This window comes from Mycobacterium heidelbergense, assembly GCF_010730745.1.
Lineage (GTDB): Bacteria > Actinomycetota > Actinomycetes > Mycobacteriales > Mycobacteriaceae > Mycobacterium > Mycobacterium heidelbergense.
This window is the reverse complement of sequence record NZ_AP022615.1, coordinates 279,975-301,486: the sequence shown is the minus strand read 5'-3', so window position 1 is coordinate 301,486 and position 21,512 is coordinate 279,975. Positions and strand designations below refer to the sequence as shown.

Genomic DNA, 21,512 nt, shown 5'->3' with positions numbered 1-21,512 from the left:
CCGTTGGCGGACTAGCCGAATGGTACTCGGCTTTTGGGATATCGCGGTGCCCATCGTGGGTGCGCCGATGGCCGGCGGCCCCGGCACGCCGGCGTTGGCCGCGGCGGTCTCCAACGCCGGCGGGCTCGGCTTCATCCCCGGCGGGTACCTGAGCGCGGACCGGTTCGCCGCCGACATCGCCGCCGCGCGCGCGTTGACCACCGGCCCGCTGGGCGTCAACCTCTTCGTGCCCCAGCCCAGCGTCGCCGACTGGGTGGCGCTGGACTACTACGCGGACGAACTCGAGGGGATCGCCGAGCACTACCAGGTGGAGGTGGGCCGGCCCGAGTACGGTGACGACGACGACTGGGGGCGCAAGCTCGAGGTGGTCGCGGACGTGCGCCCCGAGCTGGTGTCCTTCACCTTCGGCGTGCCGCCGCCGGACGTGATCCGCTGGCTGGGCGCGCTGGGCCTGTTGGTGATGATCACGGTGACGTCGGCCTACGAGGCCGGGGTGGCCGTCGCCGCCGGGGCGGACAGCCTGGTGGTGCAGGGCCCGGGCGCCGGCGGGCACCGCGGCACCTTCGCGCCGGACATGGAGCCCGGCGCCGAGTCGCTGCGCGACCTGATCGACCGGATCCACCGGGCGCACCGCGACGTCCCGATCATCGCGGCGGGCGGGCTGGGCACCGCCGAGGACGTCGCCGGCGTGCTGCGCCGGGGGGCCGTGGCCGTCCAGGTCGGCACCGCGCTGCTGCTCAGCGACGAGGCCGGCACCAGCCAGGCGCATCGCACCGCGATGAAGAATCAGCTCTTCGGCAAGACCATCGTCACGCGCGCGTTCTCGGGCCGATACGCGCGCGGCCTGGAGAACGAATTCATCCGCCTGCTCGACAACGTGGCCCCGCTGGGCTATCCCGAGGTCAACCAGATGACGCTGCCCATCCGGGAGGCGGCGGCCGCCTGGGAGGACCCGAACGGGATGGCCCTCTGGGCGGGCACGGCGTTCCGGGACGCGCGCCCCGGGCCGGTGGCCGACATCGTCGCCGGCCTCGCCGGTTAGGCCAACACGCTCGCCGGGTCGGCGCACGGCAGGCCGAGGTCGGCGGCCACCCGCTCGGACAGCAGCGCCCCGTCGTGCGTCGAAAGCCCGTGGGCCAGCGCGTGATCCGACCGGCACGCCGCCCGCCACCCGCGGTCGGCGAGCCTGAGCGCGTACGGCATGGTCGCGTTGGTCAGCGCGAAGGTCGACGTCTTCGGCACCGCGCTGGGCATGTTCGCCACGCAGTAGAACAGCGTGTCGTGCACGGCGAACGTCGGCCGGTCGTGGGTGGTGGGCCGCGAATCCTCGAAACAGCCGCCCTGGTCGATGGAGATATCCACCAGCACCGCGCCCGGCTTCATCTGCGCGACAAGGGAATTCGAGACGAGCGTGGGGGCCTTGGCGCCGGGCACCAGGACGGCACCGATCACCAGGTCGGCGCGCTTGACGGCGCCTTCGAGCTCGTACGCCGACGAGTAGCGGGTGCCGATGTGGCCGCCGAACTCCGCGTCGAGCAGCCGCAGCTTGTTGATGTTGACGTCGAAGACCATGACGGATGCCCCCATGCCGCCGGCGATCCGGGCCGCGTTGTAGCCGGCCGTGCCGGCGCCGATCACCACCACGTCGGCGGCCTTGACGCCCGGCACCCCGCCCATCAGCACGCCGCGCCCGCCCTGCGTCCGCATCAGGTGGTAGGCCCCGACCTGGGCGGAGAGCCGGCCGGCGACCTCGCTCATCGGGGCCAGCAGCGGCAGCGTCCCGTCGGCGGCCTGGACCGTCTCGTACGCGATCGACGTTGCGCCGGAAGCCAACAGCGCGTCGGTGCACGCCCGCGAAGCGGCCAGATGCAGAAACGTGAACAGCACCTGGCCGCGCCGCAGCAGGCCGTACTCGGCCGGTATCGGTTCCTTGACCTTGAGCAGCAGGTCGGCGCCGGCCCACACCTGTTCGGCGGTGCCGGCCAGTTGGGCGCCCGCCGCCTTGAACTCCGTGTCGGGAATCGCCGACCCCTCCCCGGCGCCGGCCTGGACGAGCACCTCATGGCCGCGGCGGGTCAGTTCGGCGACGCCGGCGGGCGTGATGGCGACCCTGAATTCGCTGTTCTTGGTCTCGGTGGGGACGCCGACGCGCATCCCTCAAGTGTGAAGAACACTCGAAGGCGCCGCAAACGGCGCGTTGACCGATCAGTCCTATACTGGCCAGCGGTGGAAGGGTAGGGGGCCACGATGTTCACCGTCGACGATCAGGCAGCGGGTCCGCACGACGCGTCGCTGGACCACGAGCGTCTCGTCCTCGAGGTGCGCGACGTCGAGTTCGACTGGGCGGCGTTGCCGTTTCACTACGTGCCCAACGAGCCGTTTGCCACTCACATGCTCAACGTCCTGCACCTGCTGCTGCCCGCGGGCGAAGAGTTTTTCGTCGACGTGTTCAAGAAGGCGCTGCCGCTGATCAGGGACGATCAGCTGCGGCTGGACGTGCAGGGTTTCATCGGCCAGGAGGCCCTGCATTCCCAGGCGCACTCGAGGGTGCTCGCCCACTTCGCCGCCCAGGGCGTCGACCTGACCCCGTACACCGACCAGATCGCGTGGCTGTTCGGGAGGCTGCTGGGCCCCAGGCCCGGATGGGGGCCGCGGCGGCGGCACAGCTGGCTGCTGGAGCAGGTGTCGTTCGTCTCGGCGATCGAGCATTACACCGCCATCCTGGGCGAGTGGGTGCTGGACTCGCCGGCGCACGACGCCATCGGCACCGATCCGGTGATGCTGGACATGCTGCGCTGGCACGGCGCCGAGGAGGTCGAGCACAAGGCGGTCGCCTTCGACACCATGAAGCACCTGCGGGCCGGGTATTGGCGGCGGGCGCGCGCCCAGCTGGTCGTGGGGCCGGCCATGCTGCTGCTGTGGATCCGCGGGGTGCGGTTCCTGTACTCGGTGGACCCGTGCCTGCCGCCCGGGACCAGGCCGCGCTGGCGCGACTACTTCAGGGCGGCGCGCCGGGGCCTGGTGCCCGGGCCGATGAAATTCGTGCGGGGCGTCGGCGCCTACTACCGGCCGGGCTTCCACCCGTCGCAGCTGGGCGGGCTGGGGCTGGCGGTCGACTACCTGGCGGTCTCGCCCGCCGCCCGCGCGTCGCGCTGAGCCGATGGCCATGCGGCAGACGTGAGGATTTCCCAAAGGATTTCGTGGTGGACGAGAGCATCTGGGCCTCCAGGCCGGCCGACCTCTACGGTCGCCGCGACCGCGACCGCTTCGGCGCCCTGCTGTGCGGCATCCGCGCGGTGTTCGAGGGATTCGCGTCGGCGTCGCGGTGGGAGCCGTCGCGGGTAAAGCCGGTGCGGCGCAAGCAATGTGCGGTGATCACCAAGCGCGAGCTCGTCGCCCCCGACGTGGTCGCGTTGACGCTGGCCGACCCCGACGGCGGGTTGCTGCCGTCCTGGACGCCCGGCGGGCACATCGACGTCCAGCTGCCCTCCGGCCGGCGCCGGCAGTACTCGCTGTGCGGACCGCCCGGGCGCCGCACGGACTACCGCATCGCCGTGCGCCGGATCGCCGACGGCGGCGGCGGTTCCGTCGAGATGCATGACGCCTACCGCGCCGGCGACCCGCTGGTCTTCGAGGGCCCGCGCAACGCGTTCTATCTCGGCACGGCCGAGCGCGACGTGCTGTTCGTCATCGGCGGCATCGGGGTGACGCCCATCCTGCCGATGATGCGGGCGGCCGCGCAGCGCGGAATCGGTTGGCGCGCGGTCTATGCCGGTCGGGGCCGGGAGTACATGCCGTTCCTGGACGAGGTGGTGTCGGTGGCGCCGGACCGGGTGACCGTGTGGGCCGACGACGAGCGCGGCCGCGTCGCCACCGTGGACGAACTGCTGGCCGGCGCCGGCCCGACGACGGCCGTCTACGTGTGCGGGCCGACCGCCATGCTGGAGGCGGTGCGGGTGGCCCGGAACGAACACGCCGACGCGCCACTGCATTACGAGCGGTTCAGCCCGCCGCCGGTGGTCGACGGGGTTCGGTTCGAGCTGGAACTCGCGCGCTCGCGGCGAGTGCTGAGCGTCCCGGCGAATCGGTCGGCGCTCGATGTCATGCGCGATCGGGACCCGACGACCCCCTACTCGTGCCAGCAGGGCTTCTGCGGGACCTGCAAGGTGAAAGTCCTTGCGGGGCAGGTCGATCACCGGGGCCGCGCGGCGGTGGGCGCCGACGAGATGCTGGTCTGCGTGTCGCGCGCGGACGGCGACCGGGTGGTCATCGACGCCTGAGCCGGTAGCCGAGGTGGGGCACCTTCAGCCCGGGAAGCGGCTCCCAATCGAGCCTGCGGCCGTCGACTTCGAAGTTCTTCTTCTCGTAGAAGCGGCGCGCCTTGCCGTTCTTCTCCGCGCACCACAGGGTCACGTCGCCGGACGGATGTGAGCCCATCACCTCGTCGAGGAGGCGACCGCCGATGCCGTGCCGCTGGCTTTCCTCCGCGACGTACAGGGCGTCGATGTGAAGGTCATCGGGAGCCTCGTCGGCCGGCCCGAAGATGGCCACGCCGAGCGTCCGGGCGCCGGCCTCGGCGATCCACATGCCCCAGCCGCGGCGGCTCAGGGTCTGCGGGTAGACCTCGGCGACCCAGCGTCTCGGCGGCCCGAGCAGGTCGAGCACGGGCGGCGCCAGTATCCCGGTCCAGGATCGCCGCCACACCGGATAGTGCATCGCCGCGACCGCGGCGAAATCGTCCGGCGTGGCCGCACGGACCAGGATGCTGCTGGATTCCACGTGTCAAGGCTAAGGCCGTCGCTCCAGGTAGGCGGCCAAAGCGTTGGTCAGCCCCCGCCGGGCCATGTCGAGGTCGGCGTAGGAGCCCAGCTGGCGCTCCGAGACCAGGCCGCGCATCGCGCCCGGGATCAGGGCGGCGACCTCGCGCACCCGGTCCGGGTCGACGTCCAGGCCGGCGAAGGCGTGCTGGCACGTCTCGAGCCAGCTCTTGCCCCAGGAGAACAGCTCGGCGGCGGTGCGCGGGTAGAGGCGCTCGAGCTCGCGGGGGTCGCGGGGCAGCGCGGCCCGCAGGTTTTCGATGGCGCGGGAATCGGGTGCCGCCAGGCCGCGGTAGAGGGTGTCGATGATGGCGCCGACCCGCTCCCGCAACGGCGCGTCCGGCCGCACCGGCGACAGCATGGAGAACGTGGCGGCGCGCCGCTCGGCGGTGCGGTGCAGCACCGCGGCCCAGAAGCCGTCGGTGTCGCCGAACTGGTATTGCACCGCGCCCCAGGTGGCGCCGATCTCCTTGGCGATGCGATTGGCCGACACCGACCCCGGCTCGCCCGAGGCCAGCGACTTCAGCGCGGCCTCGAGCATGCTTTCGCGCGTCGCGTGGCCACGCCGGTTGGGGCGCCGCCCGGCGACGTTGGCTTCGGTCACCCGCCGAGCCTAGCATTTTCATAGAGGGTACTGTGATTTTATTCCGACGCGGCCTATCATTCCTACGCGAGGAGGACAGCTCAGATGGCAGGGCTCGATGGCTAAGCCGCCGTTGTCGATGAAACCGACCGGATGGTTTCAGGTCGCCTGGTCCGACGAGATCGGCGTCGGCGACGTGCACAGGATGACCTACTTCGGCGAGGAGATGGTCGCCTGGCGGGCCGAATCCGGCGGGCTCACCGTGATGAACGCCTACTGCGAACACCTCGGCGCGCACCTGGGTTACGGCGGCAAGGTCGTCGGCGAGGTGCTGCAGTGCCCGTTCCACGGGTGGCAGTGGAGCCAGCAGGGCCGCAACGTCTGCATCCCGTATCAGGATCGGCCCAACCGCGGCCGGCGCATCCGCACCTACCCCGTGGTGGAGCGCAACGAGTCGGTCTACGTCTGGCACGACGTGCAGCGCCGCGAGCCGTTCTTCGACCCGCCCGACGTGTTCGCCTCGTTCGGCGACGGCAGCGGTGCCGACGGCTACTACCCGCAGCAGCGGCTGTTCCGCGTGGGCCTGGAGCTGCACCCGCAGTACGTGCTCGAAAACGGCGTGGACTTCGCGCATTTCAAGTACGTGCACAACACCCCGATCGTGCCGGTGTTCACCCGCCACGACTTCGCCGAGCCGGTGTCCTTCGTCGACTTCACCATCACGTTCGAGGGCGACGACGGCCAGCGGATCGAGGACGTCAACAGCGGCGTGGAGGCCATCAACGGCGGCCTGGGGATCGCGGTGACCAAGAGCTGGGGCATGGTCGACAACCGCACCATCTCGGCGATCACCCCGGTCGACGAGTCCACCTCCGACGTCCGGTTCATGGTCTACATCGGGCGGAGGCCGGGCAAGGATCCGGCCCGCGCGGCGACCAAGGCGGCCGAATTCGGGCGCGAAGTGATCCGGCAGTTCGAGCAGGACATCGAAATCTGGGCGCACCAGCGCTATTCGGACCCGCCCGCGCTGGCCACCTCCGAGTACGAGGGCTTCACCGCGATTCGCGCGTGGGCCACGCAGTTTTATCCCGAGGCATTCGCATCGCAGAAAGGCTGACCCGCAATGAATGCACCCGCTCGACCCGTCCGCGTCTTCCAGGTCGCCACCGGAAACGTCGGCAAGGAGATGATCAAGCGGATCGCCGCGCGGCCAGATCTGGAACTCGTTGGCGTGCACTGCTATTCGCCGGAAAAGATCGGCCGCGACGCCGGCGAGTTGGCCGGTCTGGGGCCCAACGGGGTGACCGCGACCGGCACCGTCGAGGAGATCATCGCGGCCCGGCCGGACGTGCTGACGTTTCACGGCGTGTTTCCCGACGAGGACCTCTACGTCAAAGTGCTTGAGGCCGGCATCAATATCGTCACGACCGCCGACTGGATCACCGGCTGGCACCGCGACAGGAACCACCCGCACCCGTCGGGCAAGTCGGTGACCCGGCTGCTGGCCGAGGCCTGTGAAAAGGGCCGCGCGACCTTCTACGGCACCGGCATGAACCCGGGGCTGAACCAGATCCTCGGCGTGGTGTGCTCGGCCGACGTCGCCGAGATCGAGAACGTCACCACCATCGAGTCCGTCGACGTGTCGTGTCACCACTCGCGCGACACCTGGATCGAGGTGGGCTACGGCCAGCCCGTCGACGACCCGGAGATCCCGTTGAAGCTGGAGAAGTACACCCGCGTCTTCGCCGACAGCGTGCTGATGATGGCCGACTGCTTCGACCTGCCCCTCGATGAGGTCACGTTCAGCTATGAGCTGGGCGCCTGCACCAAGGACGTCGACCTGGGCTGGTACACGCTGCCCAAGGGCTCGCTGGGCGGCAACTACATCAAGTATCAGGGCATGGTCGACGGCGTTCCGCGCGTCGAGACGCACCTGGAGTGGCAGATGACCCCGCACACCGACCCGAGCTGGAACATCAAGGGCTGCTACATCACCCAGATCAAGGGCGATCCGTGCGTCTACAACAAGCACATGATCTTCCCCAAGCCCGGCGTGGACCTGTCGAATCCCGACAATTTCGCCTCGATCGGCATGACCGTGACCGGTCTGCCCGCCCTCAACGCGATCACGTCGGTGGTGGCGGCGCCCCCGGGACTCATCACCAGCGCCGACCTGCCGCTGCGCGGCTTCGCCGGGCGGTTCAAAAAGTAGGCGCGGGTCAAGGTCAGCTCCTGCGTGGTCGACACGATGACGGTCACCGGCAATCCGTTGTGCCGGCCCAATTTCGGATCGCCTAACTGACCGCGGACTAAGGCGTTGGCCGAAAGGTCAGAAATTGCACACCTGCGGCGCGATCAATCCCTGCGGCCGGGGGCAACGCAGCCTCGAGCCCGACAAGGAGGATCTCGACTAGGGATCCGGCTGTTCGCCCGGATAGTGATCGTGAGGGCCGATAGAGACGATCTGTATCGAGCCGTCGTCGCAACGCACCCAGTACATGCGCCAAGCCTGCGGCGTCTTGTTTTCCACATACGAGTTCCAGATCGTGGCCCCGCCGGGGCCCGGTAAGTGCTCCATCTGATGGGTGCAGAAAGACGGGTATGACGGCCCGGCCTGGCGCATAATGCGGATGGCCCGCTGCGCCTTCTTGAACTTATCCTTCAGCCGCCGAGTGTCATGGGCGTGATGCAACCAGGCATCCACGGACGGGCTCAGCCATACGGTCTCGGCCTCGTTTTCGTTCACTCGTCGCTGAGTAGCCAGTCGCTAGATACCCGTTCGCCTCTGCTGAACTCCTGTAGGCCCGCTCTGGTGTCGGCGTATAGCTGCGGGTTGAGAAGAATCGCTCGTTCTGACTCGTGCAATTGGTCTAACGGCACCAAGCGAATCGTGCCGTTTTCCTCAACAATGCGCACGTATTTTTGATGCGGTTCCCTGGCGGTCAGGTGCAACCGCGAGTCCGAGTCGGACTCCACGATCTCGGACTCCGACTCGTAGCTGATCACTGCAGCCATCGAAGCACTCACCTCTCGCAAAACCTGCAGTTCTGTCACCGTCAACTGTAGATGTAACGGCAGCTCTTAGAGACCCACCGGCCCGTAGGATTTGCAAAAACAATATGGCCGCTGCAAATCTGCTGGTCAGAGGCCATTCCGCGTGCTATTCGTTCCCGTCTCTCATCGTTACATTGTGACGATGAGCCTTCTCTTCGCTGGTGAGGGGGCCGGAGTTGCCGCGGCAGCCCTACTACCGGCCCGGCTCTGCGGGATCGAACCATGCCCGAAATTCTATTGTCGGCCACCGACACCGGCCACGGGATATGGGGCCGCTGTGGATGAACACTGAACTGTGGACAACCGGCATCCCACCGGGCGTGGATCCCTCGTTACCGTTGTGTCATGGGTGAGTGGGACGCAAACGCGGTGGAGACTCTACGGAGGGCGGTGTTTAGCAGCGACGGGTCCATCGTCGAGGTGGTGCGCGGCCGGCTGAACGATGAGGTCCTTCAGCTGGCAGGGGATGGGCTCCTGGATGCGGTTGCTCAGGGCGTGGGCGGAGCGGCCGAACTTGCGGCAGAATGCGCGGCGGCGCTGAGGGAGCGCGGCTGGGAGGGTGACGAGGAGTTGGCCGACCAACTCGTGGCATCCCTGGGACAGGGGGCGACGCCGATGCTTCGGTCGCTCCCAGTCGATCTTGAGGAACTGGCGTCATTGCTGGAAGGCGACCCGGTGTGGGGCGGCGGCCGGATGGACCTCAAGACCGGCGAGTGCTGGCCCGGAAGCCCGGACTTCGAAAACTTCGACGACGACGGTCTGGACGACGATGAGGACCGCTGGCTGTATGTGGAATGCGTAGGGTCGCGCGACGGCTATCGCGACATGGAGCGGTTCATCGACACGGTGGGCGATCCTGCGATCGCCGACCGCCTCGAGATCGCGATAAGCGGAAAGGGTGCGTTCCGCCGGTTCAAAGACGTGCTTTCGCGCTGGCCCGACGAGCTGGAGCGCTACTACCAGTTCTCCGGCGAGCGTCAGCGTGGCCGCGCCCGGGCCTGGCTCGCGGAGGCGGGCTATCGACCGGCCGGTGCTGCTCGGCCCTGAACAGGGTTGGCCGAGCGTGCTCGGCCCTGAACAGGGTTGGCCGAGCGTGCTCGACCCTGAACCGGGTTGGCCGAGCGTGCGCAAAATGCCAGCCGTACCGGCGTGTCGGCGTACAAACACGCACGCTCGCGCGGGAGGGGGGCCGCAGTAGGCTTCACGAATGCGGGTAGGCGTGCTGGGAGCCAAGGGCAAGGTGGGGTCGACGATGGTCGCGGCGGTGCAGGCCGCCGAGGATCTGACGCTGTCCGCGGAGGTGGACGCCGGCGATCCGCTGAGCCTGCTGACCGAGGCCGACACGGAGGCGGTCATCGACTTCACCCACCCCGACGTGGTGATGGACAACCTAAAGTTCTTGATAGACAACGGAATTCACGCTGTCATCGGCACCACCGGCTTCACCGAAGAGCGCCTCGACCAGGTTCGCTCGTGGCTGGCCGGTAGGAACGTCGGTGTGCTGATCGCGCCGAACTTCGCCATCGGCGCGGTGCTGTCGATGCGCTTCGCCAAGCAGGCGGCGCCCTTCTTCGACTCGGCCGAGGTCATCGAGCTGCATCACCCACACAAGGCCGACGCCCCGTCGGGCACCGCGGCCCGCACCGCGAAGCTGATCGCCGAGGCCCGAAAAGGCTTGCCACCCAACCCCGATGCCACCAGCACCAGCCTGCCCGGCGCCCGTGGCGCCGACGTCGACGGCATCCCGGTGCATTCGGTGCGACTGGCCGGGCTGGTCGCCCACCAGGAGATCCTGTTCGGGACCGAGGGCGAGACCCTGACCATCCGCCACGACAGCCTCGACCGCACGTCGTTCGTGCCGGGCGTGTTGTTGGCCGTGCGCCGCATCAAGGAACGCCCCGGCCTCACGGTGGGTCTGGAGCCCCTGCTCGACCTGCGATGAAAGGCACCGCGCGAACCGTCCGCATCCAGCTGCTGATCGCCTTCATGTGCGTGGCGATGCTGGCGTACATGGCGCTGCTGGGCCGGGCGGCCATTGCGATGATCGGCTCGGGCCGGGCCGCCGCCGTGGGCCTGGGGCTTGCGCTGCTGATCATGCCGATCATCGGGCTGTGGGCGATGATCGCCACCCTGCGGGCCGGATTCGCTCACCAGAGGCTGGCCCGACTCATCGCCGACGACGGAATGGAACTCGACACCAGCGCGTTGCCGCGGCGGCCGTCGGGGCGCATTCGGCGGGACGCGGCCGACGCGCTGTTCGCGACGGTGCGCACCGAGGTGGAGGCCGACCCCGACGACTGGCGACGCTGGTACCGGCTGGCCCGAGCCTACGACTACGCGGGCGATCGCCGGCGCGCGCGGGAAGCCATGCGGACCGCCGTCGAGATGCAGGGCCGCCAATGAGCAAGACGCTGCTGATCATTCACCACACGCCGAGCCCGCACTGTCAGGAGCTGTTCGAGGCGGTCGTGGCCGGGGCGACTGATCCCGAGATCGAGGGCGTGGAGGTCGTGCGGCGGCCGGCGCTCACCGTGTCGCCCGTCGAAATGCTCGAAGCTGATGGCTATCTGCTGGGCAGCCCGGCCAACCTGGGCTATATCAGCGGTGCCCTCAAGCACGCGTTCGACCAGTCGTATTACCAGATCCTTGACTCCACCCGGGGCCGACCGTATGGGCTGTGGCTGCACGGCAACGAGGGCACCGAGGGAGCCGAGCGCGCCGTCGACGGAATCACGGCGGGGCTGGGTTGGGTGAAAGCCGCGGAGACCGTGGTGGTTTCGGGCAAACCAGACAAAAGCGATATCGAGGCGTGCTGGAATCTCGGCGCGACGGTCGCCGCTCAGTTGATGGGGTGATCGCGTGGACGCTATGGAGGAGACTCGGGCACGATCTCGTCGTTGATGGTCAACCGCTGGCCAACACAGGGGTCATTCTCGTGAGTATGCCGGAACCAACTCTCGTCGAGACTGACGAACGCAGCCAAGTGGTGCTGCCCGGTCACCCGAACCGCCGCTACTTGCTGTACGTCAAATCGGACGGCAGTCTCATACTTCGACCCACATTGGTCGTCCAGTGAGGCCGAAGCGCAGTACGAATACGACACGACTCCCGAACTGCAAGACCTTTTGGCGCGAGCCGAGGCGTCCCCAGAGTCCGCTGCAAGCAGACTGCGGGGACTCTAAAACGGGCCAGAGGCGTGAGGTCGGGTAACGGGTTCACCGGTAAATACCGGAACCGCGATAATCGTTGGCTCCGAGGCGATTTCGTTGTAGAACGTCGATGACAGGACGACGACGGTGCGGCCGTCATCGAGGCGCCAGGCGTCGCCGCGGCGTGGGGTCATCGGCGGGACAGCGCCTCAAGGTTTTGGTCAGCCAACGTTTCTGCGAAGGTGACTGCCTCGGGGTTGTTCGACATCCACTGGTCATGGGCGGTGCAGCGTCGCCTCATGTCCTCAACGGCGACCAACGCCTCGATCCAGGCGTTCATCGACTGGCCGTCGTTCCCGGCGTACCGCTTGATGAGGTCGTATTGGTGATCCGAGAGACGTAGTGTGATCGTCTTTGCCATCGCTGGACGATAGCGTGGACCGCCAGCATCGTGTGGTTGCGGACACGCATAAAGTGGCGGCTGACCTGGTCAGCCCTATCCGCTCAGGTGTCCCGACGAGGTGAGGTTCTGAGTTGGTCTGGCGTGCGATGCGAGCCCGGTGCGGAGTCGAGGTCGGGCAGGTCGGTGAGCTGGACGTACCCGTGGAGAACTTAAGCCCGCGGCGTTTTCGAGGGGCTTTGGGGGATCGCTTCAGGGACACGTGACTCCGCAACTGTTTTGATCTTGAAAATCCACTGGTAGACGGCTGCTAAGGCCTATCATGGCAAACGACAGCCGCCGGTATAATACTTGAAATTGAAATTACCTGTCGGTCGCGTAAGGCCTGCATTCGCACGCGCAGCTAAGATAGCTATCGATCCGGCAATACAATTGTTCGCCAGGTCGTACAGGATACTCGCATATTTGCTGAGCGATAGCGCTTCACCGTCTCCGCCGACGCAGCCAGGCCGTGCTCGTCGCCGAGCCGCTGTGGTCTACAGCGGCACGCAGCGCACGATGACCCTCGCGATGCCCCCCGATTGGCTGCCCACGTCGTCCACGCCCGGTATCGGCTGGCGAGGAAAACCCCTCCCGCACCCGCTGGGCCCACCGCTGCTTTGAGGTGGTCGACCCATTCGGTGATTACCCCGCCATCACCGCCGGGGCCCACCTCCATGTGCACTGCTTTACGGTGCGCCCAAGGTGGCCGGCGGGGTGTGGTATGCCCGGCCTTGCCCGATCGGAGCGCTTGTGGGGAGTCGCCGGGCGTGATCGGTATTGGCTTGTGCCACAAGCGTACCGGCGCTTCTTGGGCTAGTGTGCGCTGCTGCTTGTTGGTTGTGTCTCACTTTACCGACGGTTACCTTCTCGTGCCGCGGCGGTACGGACAAGCCGGACGACTGTTTTTCCCGCCCGCTCGCGTCAGCACGCTGTGGTGCCGCTCGGTGAAATCCACCGGCACGTTGAGAGGGAGTGACCTGCCTGGTTTGTGAGCCGATCGAGACGCTCACGCCATGGCGCTGTCAACACCCGGCAACGACACCGTGTCACAGTGTGCTGACTGATTCGGAAGCTGCCCATAAATAATTTTGGTGAGCCGTCAATGTTGGTCTGAGTCAGTAATAGCTTTCGATACATTTCATGCTGGTTTTGCTGCATGGATATATCACCACAGTTAATTGCCTATTTTGTTATCGCAATTCGTCCAACATATTCCACGGGTACATTCAATTCGTCATTATCCAGAATGTCGTAAAGGAGATGGTCGTGGACCTCGCAGCCCGCCCCCACATCACCGCTGGAATTGCCCTGGCCAGCATCGCTGTCCTCGCCGCCGGTCCCATGGCCCAGCACCTACCCGACCTTCGTTCCGCCGCCCACCTGTCCGAAGTGAGTGTGTCCGCGATCCAGCTCACCGACGCCAGTGGCGTGCTGGACCTGTTCGCCGGTGTTGAAAACGAACTCGCCTCCCTTGTGGGCGGGGCCAGTGCGGCCGCTGTTCCCGCGGCCGCCCTCAGCGACGTCTTCAGCCCCATCACCCAAAGCCTGATCGTTCAGACGTGGGCCAACACCTTTACGCATGCGGGCGCCAATCTGCAGTTCATTCTCAACCAGTGGAGCGCGACTCCTTTCCCCGTCTTGCAGCAGCTCGCCGCCAACGGGGTGCAATACGCGAGCGATTATGTGGGGCCCTACCAAATCGCTGCGAACGCCTTGGTCAAGCTCATTCCCACTCTTGGGCCGGCGGTTCACACGGGGCTTGCCGATATCGCGGCAGGTAAGGTCTCAACTGGAATATCTGCCCTCTTCAACAGTCTGTTGGGCGGTCCGATCGTAAACGTTGGGCTTCCGCTCGTAAACATTTTGAGTATCCCCGGATACATCACGCAAAACTTCGCCAACGCCACCAACTATCTCCTGACTACAGGTGTACCGAATATCGCGACCTATGCCCTCGATGCCGTGGGCGTATCGACCCAGGGGCTTGGTGCAAGTCTTCAAGCGACCTATAACGCCTGGAGTGCAGGGGATACGCTGGGGGCGCTGACCAATCTGCTCAATACACCCGGCGCAGTGACGAACGCCGTCATCAATGGGTTCCAGGCGAATGTTCGCATAGGTATCACCAATGGCTTGCTCAGCAGTGGGGCGTTTCCGGGAACATCGAGTATCCCCACTGGCCTTCTCAACGAGATGTTGAACACTCTCGACCCGGGCCTCGCGAAGGCAATCGTGGCTCCCAACGCCCAGAACATCGTCAGCGGCGGCAGTTTCGTGACCGCAATCCAGAACTTCGCCAACCAGCTGATCAATGGCTGGCCCTCCCTAAATAGCGCCATCGGTGCCATTACTGGCGACATTAGTGGTTCAGTGACGTCACTGCTGCGAGGCCTCCCATCGACCCTGTCGAGCCTCCCGTCGATATTGGGCAACATCGCAACCCATCTGGGGACGTTGGTCATCCAACTCCTAAGTTTGCTCTGAGTCCGGTGGTGGTCGCCGATGCGAGCCGGTGACCGCCAACGGCGATTGGCCCCCTTCCCAAAGAAGGGGGCCAATCGTACATTTGGGTGCTTCTACGCTGGGCGCGCAGCGCCCACGACGGCCTGACCAATGCCACATTGGTATGAAATGGGTTCTTGCCGCCGAGCTTTCGGTGACCTACTTGCGAACTTCTTCGTTCTTGTGGGTCGCATAGTTGGCCAAGTCCCGGTGGACGTCGTCACAGTCGTGTCCGTCGAAGAGAATGTTCAAGGCACGCCACTGCCAGCGTTCGTACCAGCTAACGCCCCCCAGCGGCCAATGAAGCGGTCAACGTGTCGGGCTGCGCAACGCCCGGCCCACCGGATTCGTTAAACCTCGCCATGCGCCAGCCCGACCCTCCCGGGCCCGGATCACCAGGCTCCCGGGAGGCTGAGGGCCGGAACGTTATCCGTGACCGGAGCCGCAACCGACGCCCGGCAGACAGCCCTGGCCGCCCGGCACGCCGCCGGGACCGGCGAACTGCCCGCCGGAGCCGCAGCCGACGCCGGGGACGCAGCCTTGGCCGCCCGGGCCGCCGCCGGGCCCGTTGTTCTGGCCTCCGGAGCCGCAGTTGCCGTTGTTGTCGCAACCGCCGCCGCTCGGGTCGTCCTTGAAGATGACATGGGTGGGCGCGGGTACCGTCATCGCTGGCCCGGCGGCGAAAGCGTCAGCCGCGGCCATGGGAGCGGCGGCGATCGCCGCGGCGACAGCCCCGGCCACGACCAGTGGTTTCATGAGGGTTAATTTCACTAACATGCGTGTCGCATACCACGGACACACGTGTGCAAAACATCCCGCGCGAGATCGTGCGCAAGGCGCACCCCGCTGGCCCCTCGAGCAGTAACCCAACCCAAACAGAAGGCACACCACGATGACCTCACTTGACTTGACGGGCCGCACCGCGATCATCACCGGCGCCTCGCGCGGGATCGGGCTGGCGATCGCCCAGCAATTGGCCGCCGCGGGCGCCAACGTGGTGCTCACCGCGCGCAAGCAGGAAGCCGCCGACGAGGCCGCGGCGCAGGTCGGTGAGAACGCGCTCGGCGTCGGCGCCCACGCGGTCGACGAGGATGCCGCGCGGCGCTGCGTGGACCTCACGCTGGAGCGCTTCGGCAGCGTCGACATCCTGATCAACAACGCGGGAACCAACCCCGCGTACGGCCCGCTGATCGATCAGGACCACGCCCGCTTCGCCAAGATCTTCGACGTCAACCTGTGGGCGCCGCTGCTGTGGACCTCGCTCGTCGTCAAATCCTGGATGGGCGAGCACGGCGGTGCGATCGTCAACACCGCCTCCATCGGCGGCCTGCACCAGTCCCCGGCGATGGGTTTGTACAACGCCACCAAGGCCGCGCTGATCCACGTCACCAAGCAACTGGCGCTGGAACTTTCACCACGCGTCCGGGTCAACGCCATCGCCCCGGGGGTGGTGCGCACTCGGCTGGCCGAGGCGCTGTGGAAGGACCACGAGGATCCGCTGGCGTCGTCGATCGCGCTCGGGCGCATCGGTGAGCCGGTCGACGTGGCGGGCGCGGTCGCCTTCCTGGTCTCCGACGCGGCGAGCTGGATCACCGGCGAGACGATGGTCATCGACGGCGGCCTGCTACTCGGCCCCGCGCAGGGATTTCGGCAATGAGCCCCGACCTGGACGCGCGGGTGCAGGCGCTGCTGGACGAGCACGACCCGGCGACCACCGACCCGCGGGATTTCCTTGGCGCGCAATACGACTCGGGCCTGGCCTGGGTGTACCTGCCGCAGGGCTTCGGCGGGCTTGGCCTGCCGCGGAAGGCCCAGGAGCGCGTCGACGCCCGGCTGACCGCCGCCGGCGCGCCGGTGGGCGGCACCGTCAAGAACTTCATCGGGATGGGCATGGCGGCGCCGACGATCGCGGCGTTCGGGACCGACGAACAGAGGCGAAAGTTCCTGCGCCCGTTGTTCACCGGCGAGCACGTCTACTGCCAGCTGTTCAGCGAGCCGGGTGCGGGATCGGACCTGGCCGGGGTGGCCACCCGCGCGGTCCGCGACGGCGATGACTGGATTGTCAACGGCCAGAAGGTCTGGACGTCGATGGCCCAGCACGCGCAGATGGCCATCCTGGTCGCCCGCACCGACCCGACGGTGCCCAAACACGCTGGGCTGACGTACTTTCTGTGCGACATGACGCAGCCCGGCGTCGACGTCCGCCCACTGCGGCAGATCACCGGCGAGGCGGAATTCAACGAGGTGTTCCTCACCGACGTCCGGGTGCCCGACGCGAACCGGCTCGGCGCGGTGGGCGGCGGCTGGCGGGTCGCGACCACCACGCTCAACAACGAGCGCGTCGCGATCGGCTCTCGCCCGGGCGTTCCGCGGGAGGGCGGGATCATCGGCAAGGTCACCGACGCCTGGCGCGACGACCCGGGTCTGCGCAACCCCGCGATGCACGACGAACTCATGCGGCTGTGGGTCGACGCGGAGGTCCTACGGCTCGCCGGTGAGCGGCTGCGGCAACAGGCCGTGGCGGGTCAGCCCGGGCCCGAGGGCGCCGGCATGAAGATCGCCTTCGCCTCGCTGGCGCAAGCCATTTCGGGCTTCGAGCTGGAGCTGCATGCCGAATCCGGGCTGCACTACGACGACTGGACCATGCGCAGAACCGAAGTCGTCGACCTGATCGGGCGCGAGCCGGGATACCGCTACCTGCGGGCTCGCGGCAACTCGATCGAGGGCGGCACCTCGGAGATCTTGCGCAACACCATCTCCGAGCGGATCCTCGGCCTGCCGGGCGAACACCGCGTCGACAAGGACGTGCCCTGGAAGGACCTGGACCGGTGAGCGACCTGCTGTACTCCGACACCGAAGAGGCGCTGCGCGACAGCGTTCGCCACCTGTTCGCCGAGCGCTGCCCGCCGGAATCGGTGGTGCGAGCCTACGATGCGGTGCCGCAAGACTTTTCGGGTGTTTGGCGGACCCTGGCCGCCGAGCTGGGGGTGGCCGGGCTGCTGGTGCCCGAGTCGCTCGGCGGCGCCGGCGCGGGTGCCCGCGAGGCCGCGGTCGTGATGGAGGAGATCGGCCGGTCCGTCGCGCCGGTGCCGTTCTTGTCCAGCGCGGTGCTGGCCACGGTCGCGCTACTGCGTGCCGGCGACACCGAGACCGTGCCGGCGCTGGCCCAGGGGGTGGTGACCGCGGCGCTGGTGGTGCCGCTATCCACCGCGCCGGGCGATCCGGTCGCGGGGGTCGGCGCCGACGGCCTGACCGGCGTGGTCACCAGCGTCGCGGGCGCCGGCGAAACCGACGTACTGGTGGTGCCGGTCGCGGGCCCGGACGGGCTTGAGCTGCACACGGTCTCCCGAACGGCGGCCGGTGTCGAGGTGTCGCCGGTGCTCGCCCTGGATATGACGAGACCCCTTGCGACCGTGCGGTTTTCGGGGGCAGCCTCGTCGCGGGTCGGGCCGGCGGACGTCGCCGTGGCCGAGGCGCTGCAGACGGGCGCGGCGCTGCTGGCGTCCGAGCAGCTCGGGGTGGCGCGGTGGTGTTTCGACACCACGCTGGCCTATGTCAAGCAGCGCAAGCAGTTTGGCCGCGCGATCGGCTCGTACCAGGCGATCAAGCACCGGCTGGCGGACCTGTGGTTCGAGGTCGGCGCGGCGACGGCCGCGGCCCGCTACGCGGCGGACACGTGCGCCCGCGGCGACGACGACGCGGGCATCGCCGCGGCCATCGCGCAGGCCTACTGCGGCGGCGTCGCCGTGCACGCCGCCGAGGAGTGCATACAGCTGCACGGCGGCATCGGCATGACCTGGGAATATCCCGCGCACCTGTACCTCAAGCGGGCCAAGAGCGACCAGCTGGCCCTCGGCACCGCCTACCGCCACCGGGCGCGGCTGGCCGAGCTGGTCGACCTGCCGGTTTCCTGACGGCGAGCAGACGCGGAATCGCATAGCGCGGCGCGATTTCGTGCGATTCTATGTCTGCTCGGCACAACTAAGGCGCCACTAAGGCGCAAGCGCCGAGCCGAAGGTGTCCACCATCGCGGTCCAGTGCCGCTCGGCCGCGGCCTCGTCGTAGGGCGCGTTGTCGGGGACTGCGAACCCGTGGGCGGCCGAGTACCACTCGATGGTGTGCCGCACGCCGGCCGCCGTCAGCGCCTTCTTGAGCGCTTCGGCGTGATCGGGCGTGAACGACGCGTCGTCCTCGGCGCCGCCGATGTAGACCGTCGCGGTCATCCGGTCGGCCAGCAGGTGCGGGCTGTCCGCGGTGTCGGTCACCAGGCCGCCGCCGTGGAAGGACGCCACGGCCGCGACGCGGTCCGGGAGACGGCCGGCCACCACCACCGATGTCCGCCCGCCCATGCAGTAGCCGCACACGCCGAAGCGCTCCCCGGACACCTCGGGGCGCGCGGCCAGGTAGTCGAAGAAGGCGGCGGCGTCGCTGGCCATCCTGTCCGGGGTGATGCTGCCGATCATGGAAAACAGCCGGTTGCGCTCGGACGCGTCGGTGAACGCGGTGGCCATGTCGAACGGGGCCCAGTCGCCGCTGCGGTAGTACACGTCCGGCAGCAGCACGGCGTAGCCGAATCCGGCCAGCTTGGCGGCCATCTGCTCGAAGGTGTCGCGCACCCCGCCGGCGTCGGGATACATGACCACGCCGGGCCAGGGGCCGGGCCCCTCGGGGGTGAACAGGCGGACGGGGCAGGAGCCGTCGGGAGTGGTGACGGTGTCGGTGATTGTCGGCATGGCCTCCGTTGTACTCCTGGGGCCCGGAGGTGAATTTTTTGGCGGCGACCCGCCGTGCCCGGCTTCGCCGCGCTTGCGATCGCGGCCGGATTTTTTGGCGGCGACCCGCCGCGCCCGGCTTCGCCGCGCTTGCGATCGCCGCTAAGCTGGCCGCGTGCCGATCGCGACACCCTACGAGGACCTGCTGCGCCTGGTGCTCGAGGCGGGCGCGGCCAAATCCGACCGCACCGGCACCGGCACCCGCAGCCTGTTCGGCCGGCAGATCCGCTACGACCTGTCGGCCGGCTTCCCGCTGCTCACCACCAAGAAGGTGCATTTCAAGTCGGTGGTCTACGAGCTGCTGTGGTTCCTGCGCGGCGACTCCAACGTCGCCTGGCTGCGCGAGCACGGCGTCACCATCTGGGACGAATGGGCAAGCGACACAGGCGATCTCGGTCCGGTCTACGGCGTACAGTGGCGGTCCTGGCCCACCCCGTCGGGCGAGCACGTCGACCAGATCAGCGCCGCGCTGGATCTGCTGCGCACCGACCCGAACTCCCGGCGCATCATCGTATCGGCGTGGAACGTCGGCGACATCCCGCGGATGGCGCTGCCACCGTGCCACGCGTTCTTCCAGTTCTACGTGGCCGACGGGCGGCTGAGCTGCCAGCTCTACCAGCGCAGCGCCGACCTGTTCCTCGGCGTGCCGTTCAACATCGCCAGCTACGCGCTGCTCACCCACATGATGGCCGCCCAGGCCGGTCTGGGCGTCGGCGAGTTCGTCTGGACGGGTGGCGACTGCCACATCTACGACAACCACGTCGAGCAGGTGCGGCTGCAGCTGAGCCGTGAGCCGCGCCCATATCCGGAACTGTTTCTGGCCCATAGGGATTCGATCTTCGACTACACCTACGACGACGTCGTCGTGAAGAACTACGACCCGCACCCGGCGATCAAAGCCCCCGTCGCTGTATGACGCGCTCTTGAGCAGCGTGGGCCTGGTCTGGGCTCAGTCGACGTCCGGCGTGATCGGCCGCGGCGGCGACATCCCGTGGCGGGTGCCCGAAGACATGGCCCGCTTCAAACAGGTGACGATGGGGCACACGGTGGTGATGGGCCGGCGGACCTGGGAGTCGTTGCCGGCTAGCGTTCGGCCGCTGCCCGGGCGCCGAAATGTCGTGCTGTCCCGCCAGACTGGCTACCCGGCCGACGGGGCGGAGGTGCTCGGGTCGCTCGAGCAGGCCCTGACCGAACCCGAGACGTGGGTGATCGGCGGCGGGCAGATCTACCTGCTGGCCCTGCCGCTGGCCACCCGCTGCGAGGTCACCGAGGTCGACGTCGACCTGCCGCGCGAGGACGACGACGCGCTGGCCCCGGTGCTCGACGAGGCGTGGCTGGGCGCGACGGGGGAGTGGCAGGTGAGCCGCTCGGGGCTGCGCTACCGGTTCCACAGCTACCGCCGGCCGTAAGCGGCCCCGCCCCGTGAAGGGCATACTCGGTACTCGGGGGGTCACAGGTCTATCGGGCGTTCCAGAAGGGGGGAATTGGCAGTGATCACCGAACCCGCAAAGACGTTCCCGCGCGTGTTCAGGGGCTACGATCCGGCCGCGGTCGACGCCTCCATCGAGGCTCTGACCGCCAAGCAGCAGCTGCTGCTCAACGACGTCAAGAGCCTCGAGGCGCGGCTGACGGAATCCGACGACGAGACGGCGGCGCTGCGTAAGGAGGTCGCCGTCCTCACCGACACCTCACCCTCGCCCCACGCGGTGCAGCTGCGGATGGCGAACATGCTGCGGCGCACCGTCGACGAGGTTTCCCAGATGCAGGCCGAGGCCCAGGCCGAGGCGGAGGCGCTGGTCGCGTCGGCCGAGGCCGAGGCGCGGGCCGCGCGGCGAGAGCACGAAGAGCAGATGGCGGACCTGGCCGCGCGGCGCGAGGCCCTGGAGGCCGAGTATGCCGACGCGAAAAAGAAGCTCGACGCCGAACTGGCCGGCATGCGCGCCGAAACCCAATCGGCGATCGACGAGGCGTGGCGGGAGGCCCGACGGGAGGCCGATCATTACCGCGAGCAGGCGCGGCGGGCGGCCGACGAGGCGAGTCGGCAGCGGATCAAGATCCTCGAGCAACTGGCGCAAGTACACCGCGACCTGGAAACCGTGCCGGACGCCCTCGCGTCGGCATACCGGGAACAGAAGGATCTGCCGGAGGCGAGCGTCGTGGTGCCGCTGGACGAGAAAATCACCGCCGGGTGAA

At 67.9% G+C, this 21,512-nt stretch carries 24 protein-coding genes; 16 read left to right on the top strand and 8 right to left on the bottom strand.

Annotated elements, in window-relative coordinates:
- Positions 1 to 19 precede the first annotated feature (19 nt).
- Positions 20 to 1,042: a nitronate monooxygenase gene (locus tag G6N25_RS01505; RefSeq protein WP_083072739.1), complete on the top strand. Its 1,023-nt coding sequence runs from the start codon at positions 20 to 22 to the stop codon at positions 1,040 to 1,042.
- Here the strand turns inward: G6N25_RS01505 and ald are convergent.
- Positions 1,039 to 2,154, bottom strand: coding sequence for an alanine dehydrogenase (gene ald / locus G6N25_RS01500; RefSeq protein WP_083072738.1), 1,116 nt, complete (start codon positions 2,152 to 2,154; stop codon positions 1,039 to 1,041). The genes G6N25_RS01505 and ald overlap by 4 nt on opposite strands.
- A 93-nt stretch (positions 2,155 to 2,247) precedes the next feature.
- On the opposite strand from ald, the gene G6N25_RS01495 reads away from it, so the two are divergent.
- Both G6N25_RS01495 and G6N25_RS01490 read left to right on the top strand, forming a co-directional pair.
- Entirely contained in the window at positions 2,248 to 3,156 is a 909-nt protein-coding gene (locus G6N25_RS01495; protein ID WP_083072737.1) for a metal-dependent hydrolase, read from the top strand.
- A 47-nt stretch (positions 3,157 to 3,203) separates the two neighbouring features.
- Entirely contained in the window at positions 3,204 to 4,280 is a 1,077-nt protein-coding gene (locus G6N25_RS01490) for a PDR/VanB family oxidoreductase (protein ID WP_083072736.1), read from the top strand.
- Here G6N25_RS01490 and G6N25_RS01485 read toward each other — a convergent pair.
- Both G6N25_RS01485 and G6N25_RS01480 read right to left on the bottom strand, forming a co-directional pair.
- A complete protein-coding gene (locus tag G6N25_RS01485) occupies positions 4,267 to 4,716 on the bottom strand; it encodes a GNAT family N-acetyltransferase (RefSeq protein WP_083072878.1) in 450 nt (149 codons plus the stop codon). The two genes, G6N25_RS01490 and G6N25_RS01485, sit on opposite strands and share 14 nt — an antisense overlap.
- Before the next feature lie 72 nt (positions 4,717 to 4,788).
- A complete protein-coding gene (locus tag G6N25_RS01480; RefSeq protein WP_232065903.1) occupies positions 4,789 to 5,358 on the bottom strand; it encodes a TetR/AcrR family transcriptional regulator in 570 nt (189 codons plus the stop codon).
- Positions 5,359 to 5,518: 160 nt separating this feature from the next.
- On the opposite strand from G6N25_RS01480, the gene G6N25_RS01475 reads away from it, so the two are divergent.
- Together G6N25_RS01475 and G6N25_RS01470 are read left to right on the top strand one after the other, a co-directional pair.
- The gene (locus G6N25_RS01475) at positions 5,519 to 6,517 is read left to right on the top strand and encodes a Rieske 2Fe-2S domain-containing protein (protein WP_083072734.1); all 999 of its coding nucleotides are present in this window, start codon (positions 5,519 to 5,521) and stop codon (positions 6,515 to 6,517) included.
- A 6-nt stretch (positions 6,518 to 6,523) separates the two neighbouring features.
- Complete coding sequence (locus tag G6N25_RS01470) at positions 6,524 to 7,612, top strand: NAD(P)H-dependent amine dehydrogenase family protein (protein ID WP_083072733.1); 1,089 nt, start codon at positions 6,524 to 6,526, stop codon at positions 7,610 to 7,612.
- 198 nt (positions 7,613 to 7,810) lie between these two features.
- Here G6N25_RS01470 and G6N25_RS01465 read toward each other — a convergent pair whose 3' ends face one another.
- Entirely contained in the window at positions 7,811 to 8,146 is a 336-nt protein-coding gene (locus G6N25_RS01465) for a hypothetical protein (RefSeq protein ID WP_083072732.1), read from the bottom strand.
- The gene (locus G6N25_RS01460) at positions 8,143 to 8,454 is read right to left on the bottom strand and encodes a hypothetical protein (RefSeq protein ID WP_142272494.1); all 312 of its coding nucleotides are present in this window, start codon (positions 8,452 to 8,454) and stop codon (positions 8,143 to 8,145) included. The genes G6N25_RS01465 and G6N25_RS01460 overlap by 4 nt, the downstream gene beginning before the upstream one ends.
- A gap of 345 nt (positions 8,455 to 8,799) precedes the next feature.
- On the opposite strand from G6N25_RS01460, the gene G6N25_RS01455 reads away from it, so the two are divergent.
- The 4 genes from G6N25_RS01455 (at position 8,800) to G6N25_RS01440 (ending at position 11,309) form a co-directional block, all read left to right on the top strand.
- A complete protein-coding gene (locus G6N25_RS01455) occupies positions 8,800 to 9,501 on the top strand; it encodes a UPF0158 family protein (RefSeq protein ID WP_083072730.1) in 702 nt (233 codons plus the stop codon).
- 160 nt (positions 9,502 to 9,661) lie between these two features.
- Positions 9,662 to 10,396 carry a 4-hydroxy-tetrahydrodipicolinate reductase gene (gene dapB, locus G6N25_RS01450; protein WP_083072729.1) on the top strand — a complete coding sequence of 245 codons (735 nt, stop codon included), beginning with the start codon at positions 9,662 to 9,664 and terminating at the stop codon, positions 10,394 to 10,396.
- Entirely contained in the window at positions 10,393 to 10,857 is a 465-nt protein-coding gene (locus G6N25_RS01445; protein WP_083072728.1) for a hypothetical protein, read from the top strand. Before dapB ends, G6N25_RS01445 begins: the two co-directional genes overlap by 4 nt.
- Positions 10,854 to 11,309, top strand: coding sequence for a flavodoxin family protein (locus G6N25_RS01440; RefSeq protein ID WP_083072727.1), 456 nt, complete (start codon positions 10,854 to 10,856; stop codon positions 11,307 to 11,309). Before G6N25_RS01445 ends, G6N25_RS01440 begins: the two co-directional genes overlap by 4 nt.
- Before the next feature lie 484 nt (positions 11,310 to 11,793).
- Here G6N25_RS01440 and G6N25_RS01435 read toward each other — a convergent pair whose 3' ends face one another.
- Positions 11,794 to 12,024, bottom strand: a complete 231-nt coding sequence (locus G6N25_RS01435) for a hypothetical protein (protein ID WP_083072726.1) — start codon at positions 12,022 to 12,024, stop codon at positions 11,794 to 11,796.
- Positions 12,025 to 13,185: 1,161 nt separating this feature from the next.
- On the opposite strand from G6N25_RS01435, the gene G6N25_RS01430 reads away from it, so the two are divergent.
- Entirely contained in the window at positions 13,186 to 14,529 is a 1,344-nt protein-coding gene (locus G6N25_RS01430) for a hypothetical protein (protein WP_083072725.1), read from the top strand.
- Positions 14,530 to 14,973: 444 nt separating this feature from the next.
- On the opposite strand, the gene G6N25_RS01425 is transcribed toward G6N25_RS01430, so the two are convergent.
- Positions 14,974 to 15,303: a PE-PGRS family protein gene (locus tag G6N25_RS01425; protein ID WP_071511340.1), complete on the bottom strand. Its 330-nt coding sequence runs from the start codon at positions 15,301 to 15,303 to the stop codon at positions 14,974 to 14,976.
- 136 nt (positions 15,304 to 15,439) lie between these two features.
- On the opposite strand from G6N25_RS01425, the gene G6N25_RS01420 reads away from it, so the two are divergent.
- The 3 genes from G6N25_RS01420 to G6N25_RS01410 are packed head-to-tail and all read left to right on the top strand — an operon-like array spanning position 15,440 to position 18,461.
- Positions 15,440 to 16,204, top strand: a complete 765-nt coding sequence (locus tag G6N25_RS01420; protein WP_083072724.1) for an SDR family oxidoreductase — start codon at positions 15,440 to 15,442, stop codon at positions 16,202 to 16,204.
- Positions 16,201 to 17,379 carry an acyl-CoA dehydrogenase family protein gene (locus G6N25_RS01415; RefSeq protein WP_083072723.1) on the top strand — a complete coding sequence of 393 codons (1,179 nt, stop codon included), beginning with the start codon at positions 16,201 to 16,203 and terminating at the stop codon, positions 17,377 to 17,379. Before G6N25_RS01420 ends, G6N25_RS01415 begins: the two co-directional genes overlap by 4 nt.
- Complete coding sequence (locus G6N25_RS01410; RefSeq protein WP_083072722.1) at positions 17,376 to 18,461, top strand: acyl-CoA dehydrogenase family protein; 1,086 nt, start codon at positions 17,376 to 17,378, stop codon at positions 18,459 to 18,461. The genes G6N25_RS01415 and G6N25_RS01410 overlap by 4 nt, the downstream gene beginning before the upstream one ends.
- Positions 18,462 to 18,539: 78 nt before the next feature.
- Here the strand turns inward: G6N25_RS01410 and G6N25_RS01405 are convergent, their stop codons facing one another.
- On the bottom strand, positions 18,540 to 19,280 hold the full coding sequence (locus G6N25_RS01405; protein ID WP_083072721.1) for a dienelactone hydrolase family protein: 741 nt from the start codon (positions 19,278 to 19,280) through the stop codon (positions 18,540 to 18,542).
- 154 nt (positions 19,281 to 19,434) lie between these two features.
- Here G6N25_RS01405 and G6N25_RS01400 point away from each other — a divergent pair, with 154 nt between their 5' ends.
- The 3 genes from G6N25_RS01400 to G6N25_RS01390 all read left to right on the top strand — a co-directional run bounded on the left by G6N25_RS01400 (position 19,435) and on the right by G6N25_RS01390 (position 21,511).
- Entirely contained in the window at positions 19,435 to 20,235 is an 801-nt protein-coding gene (locus G6N25_RS01400; protein ID WP_083072720.1) for a thymidylate synthase, read from the top strand.
- A gap of 7 nt (positions 20,236 to 20,242) precedes the next feature.
- The gene (locus tag G6N25_RS01395) at positions 20,243 to 20,728 is read left to right on the top strand and encodes a dihydrofolate reductase (protein ID WP_179961639.1); all 486 of its coding nucleotides are present in this window, start codon (positions 20,243 to 20,245) and stop codon (positions 20,726 to 20,728) included.
- Between the two features lie 81 nt (positions 20,729 to 20,809).
- Positions 20,810 to 21,511, top strand: a complete 702-nt coding sequence (locus G6N25_RS01390; protein WP_083072718.1) for a DivIVA domain-containing protein — start codon at positions 20,810 to 20,812, stop codon at positions 21,509 to 21,511.
- Position 21,512 lies beyond the last annotated feature (1 nt).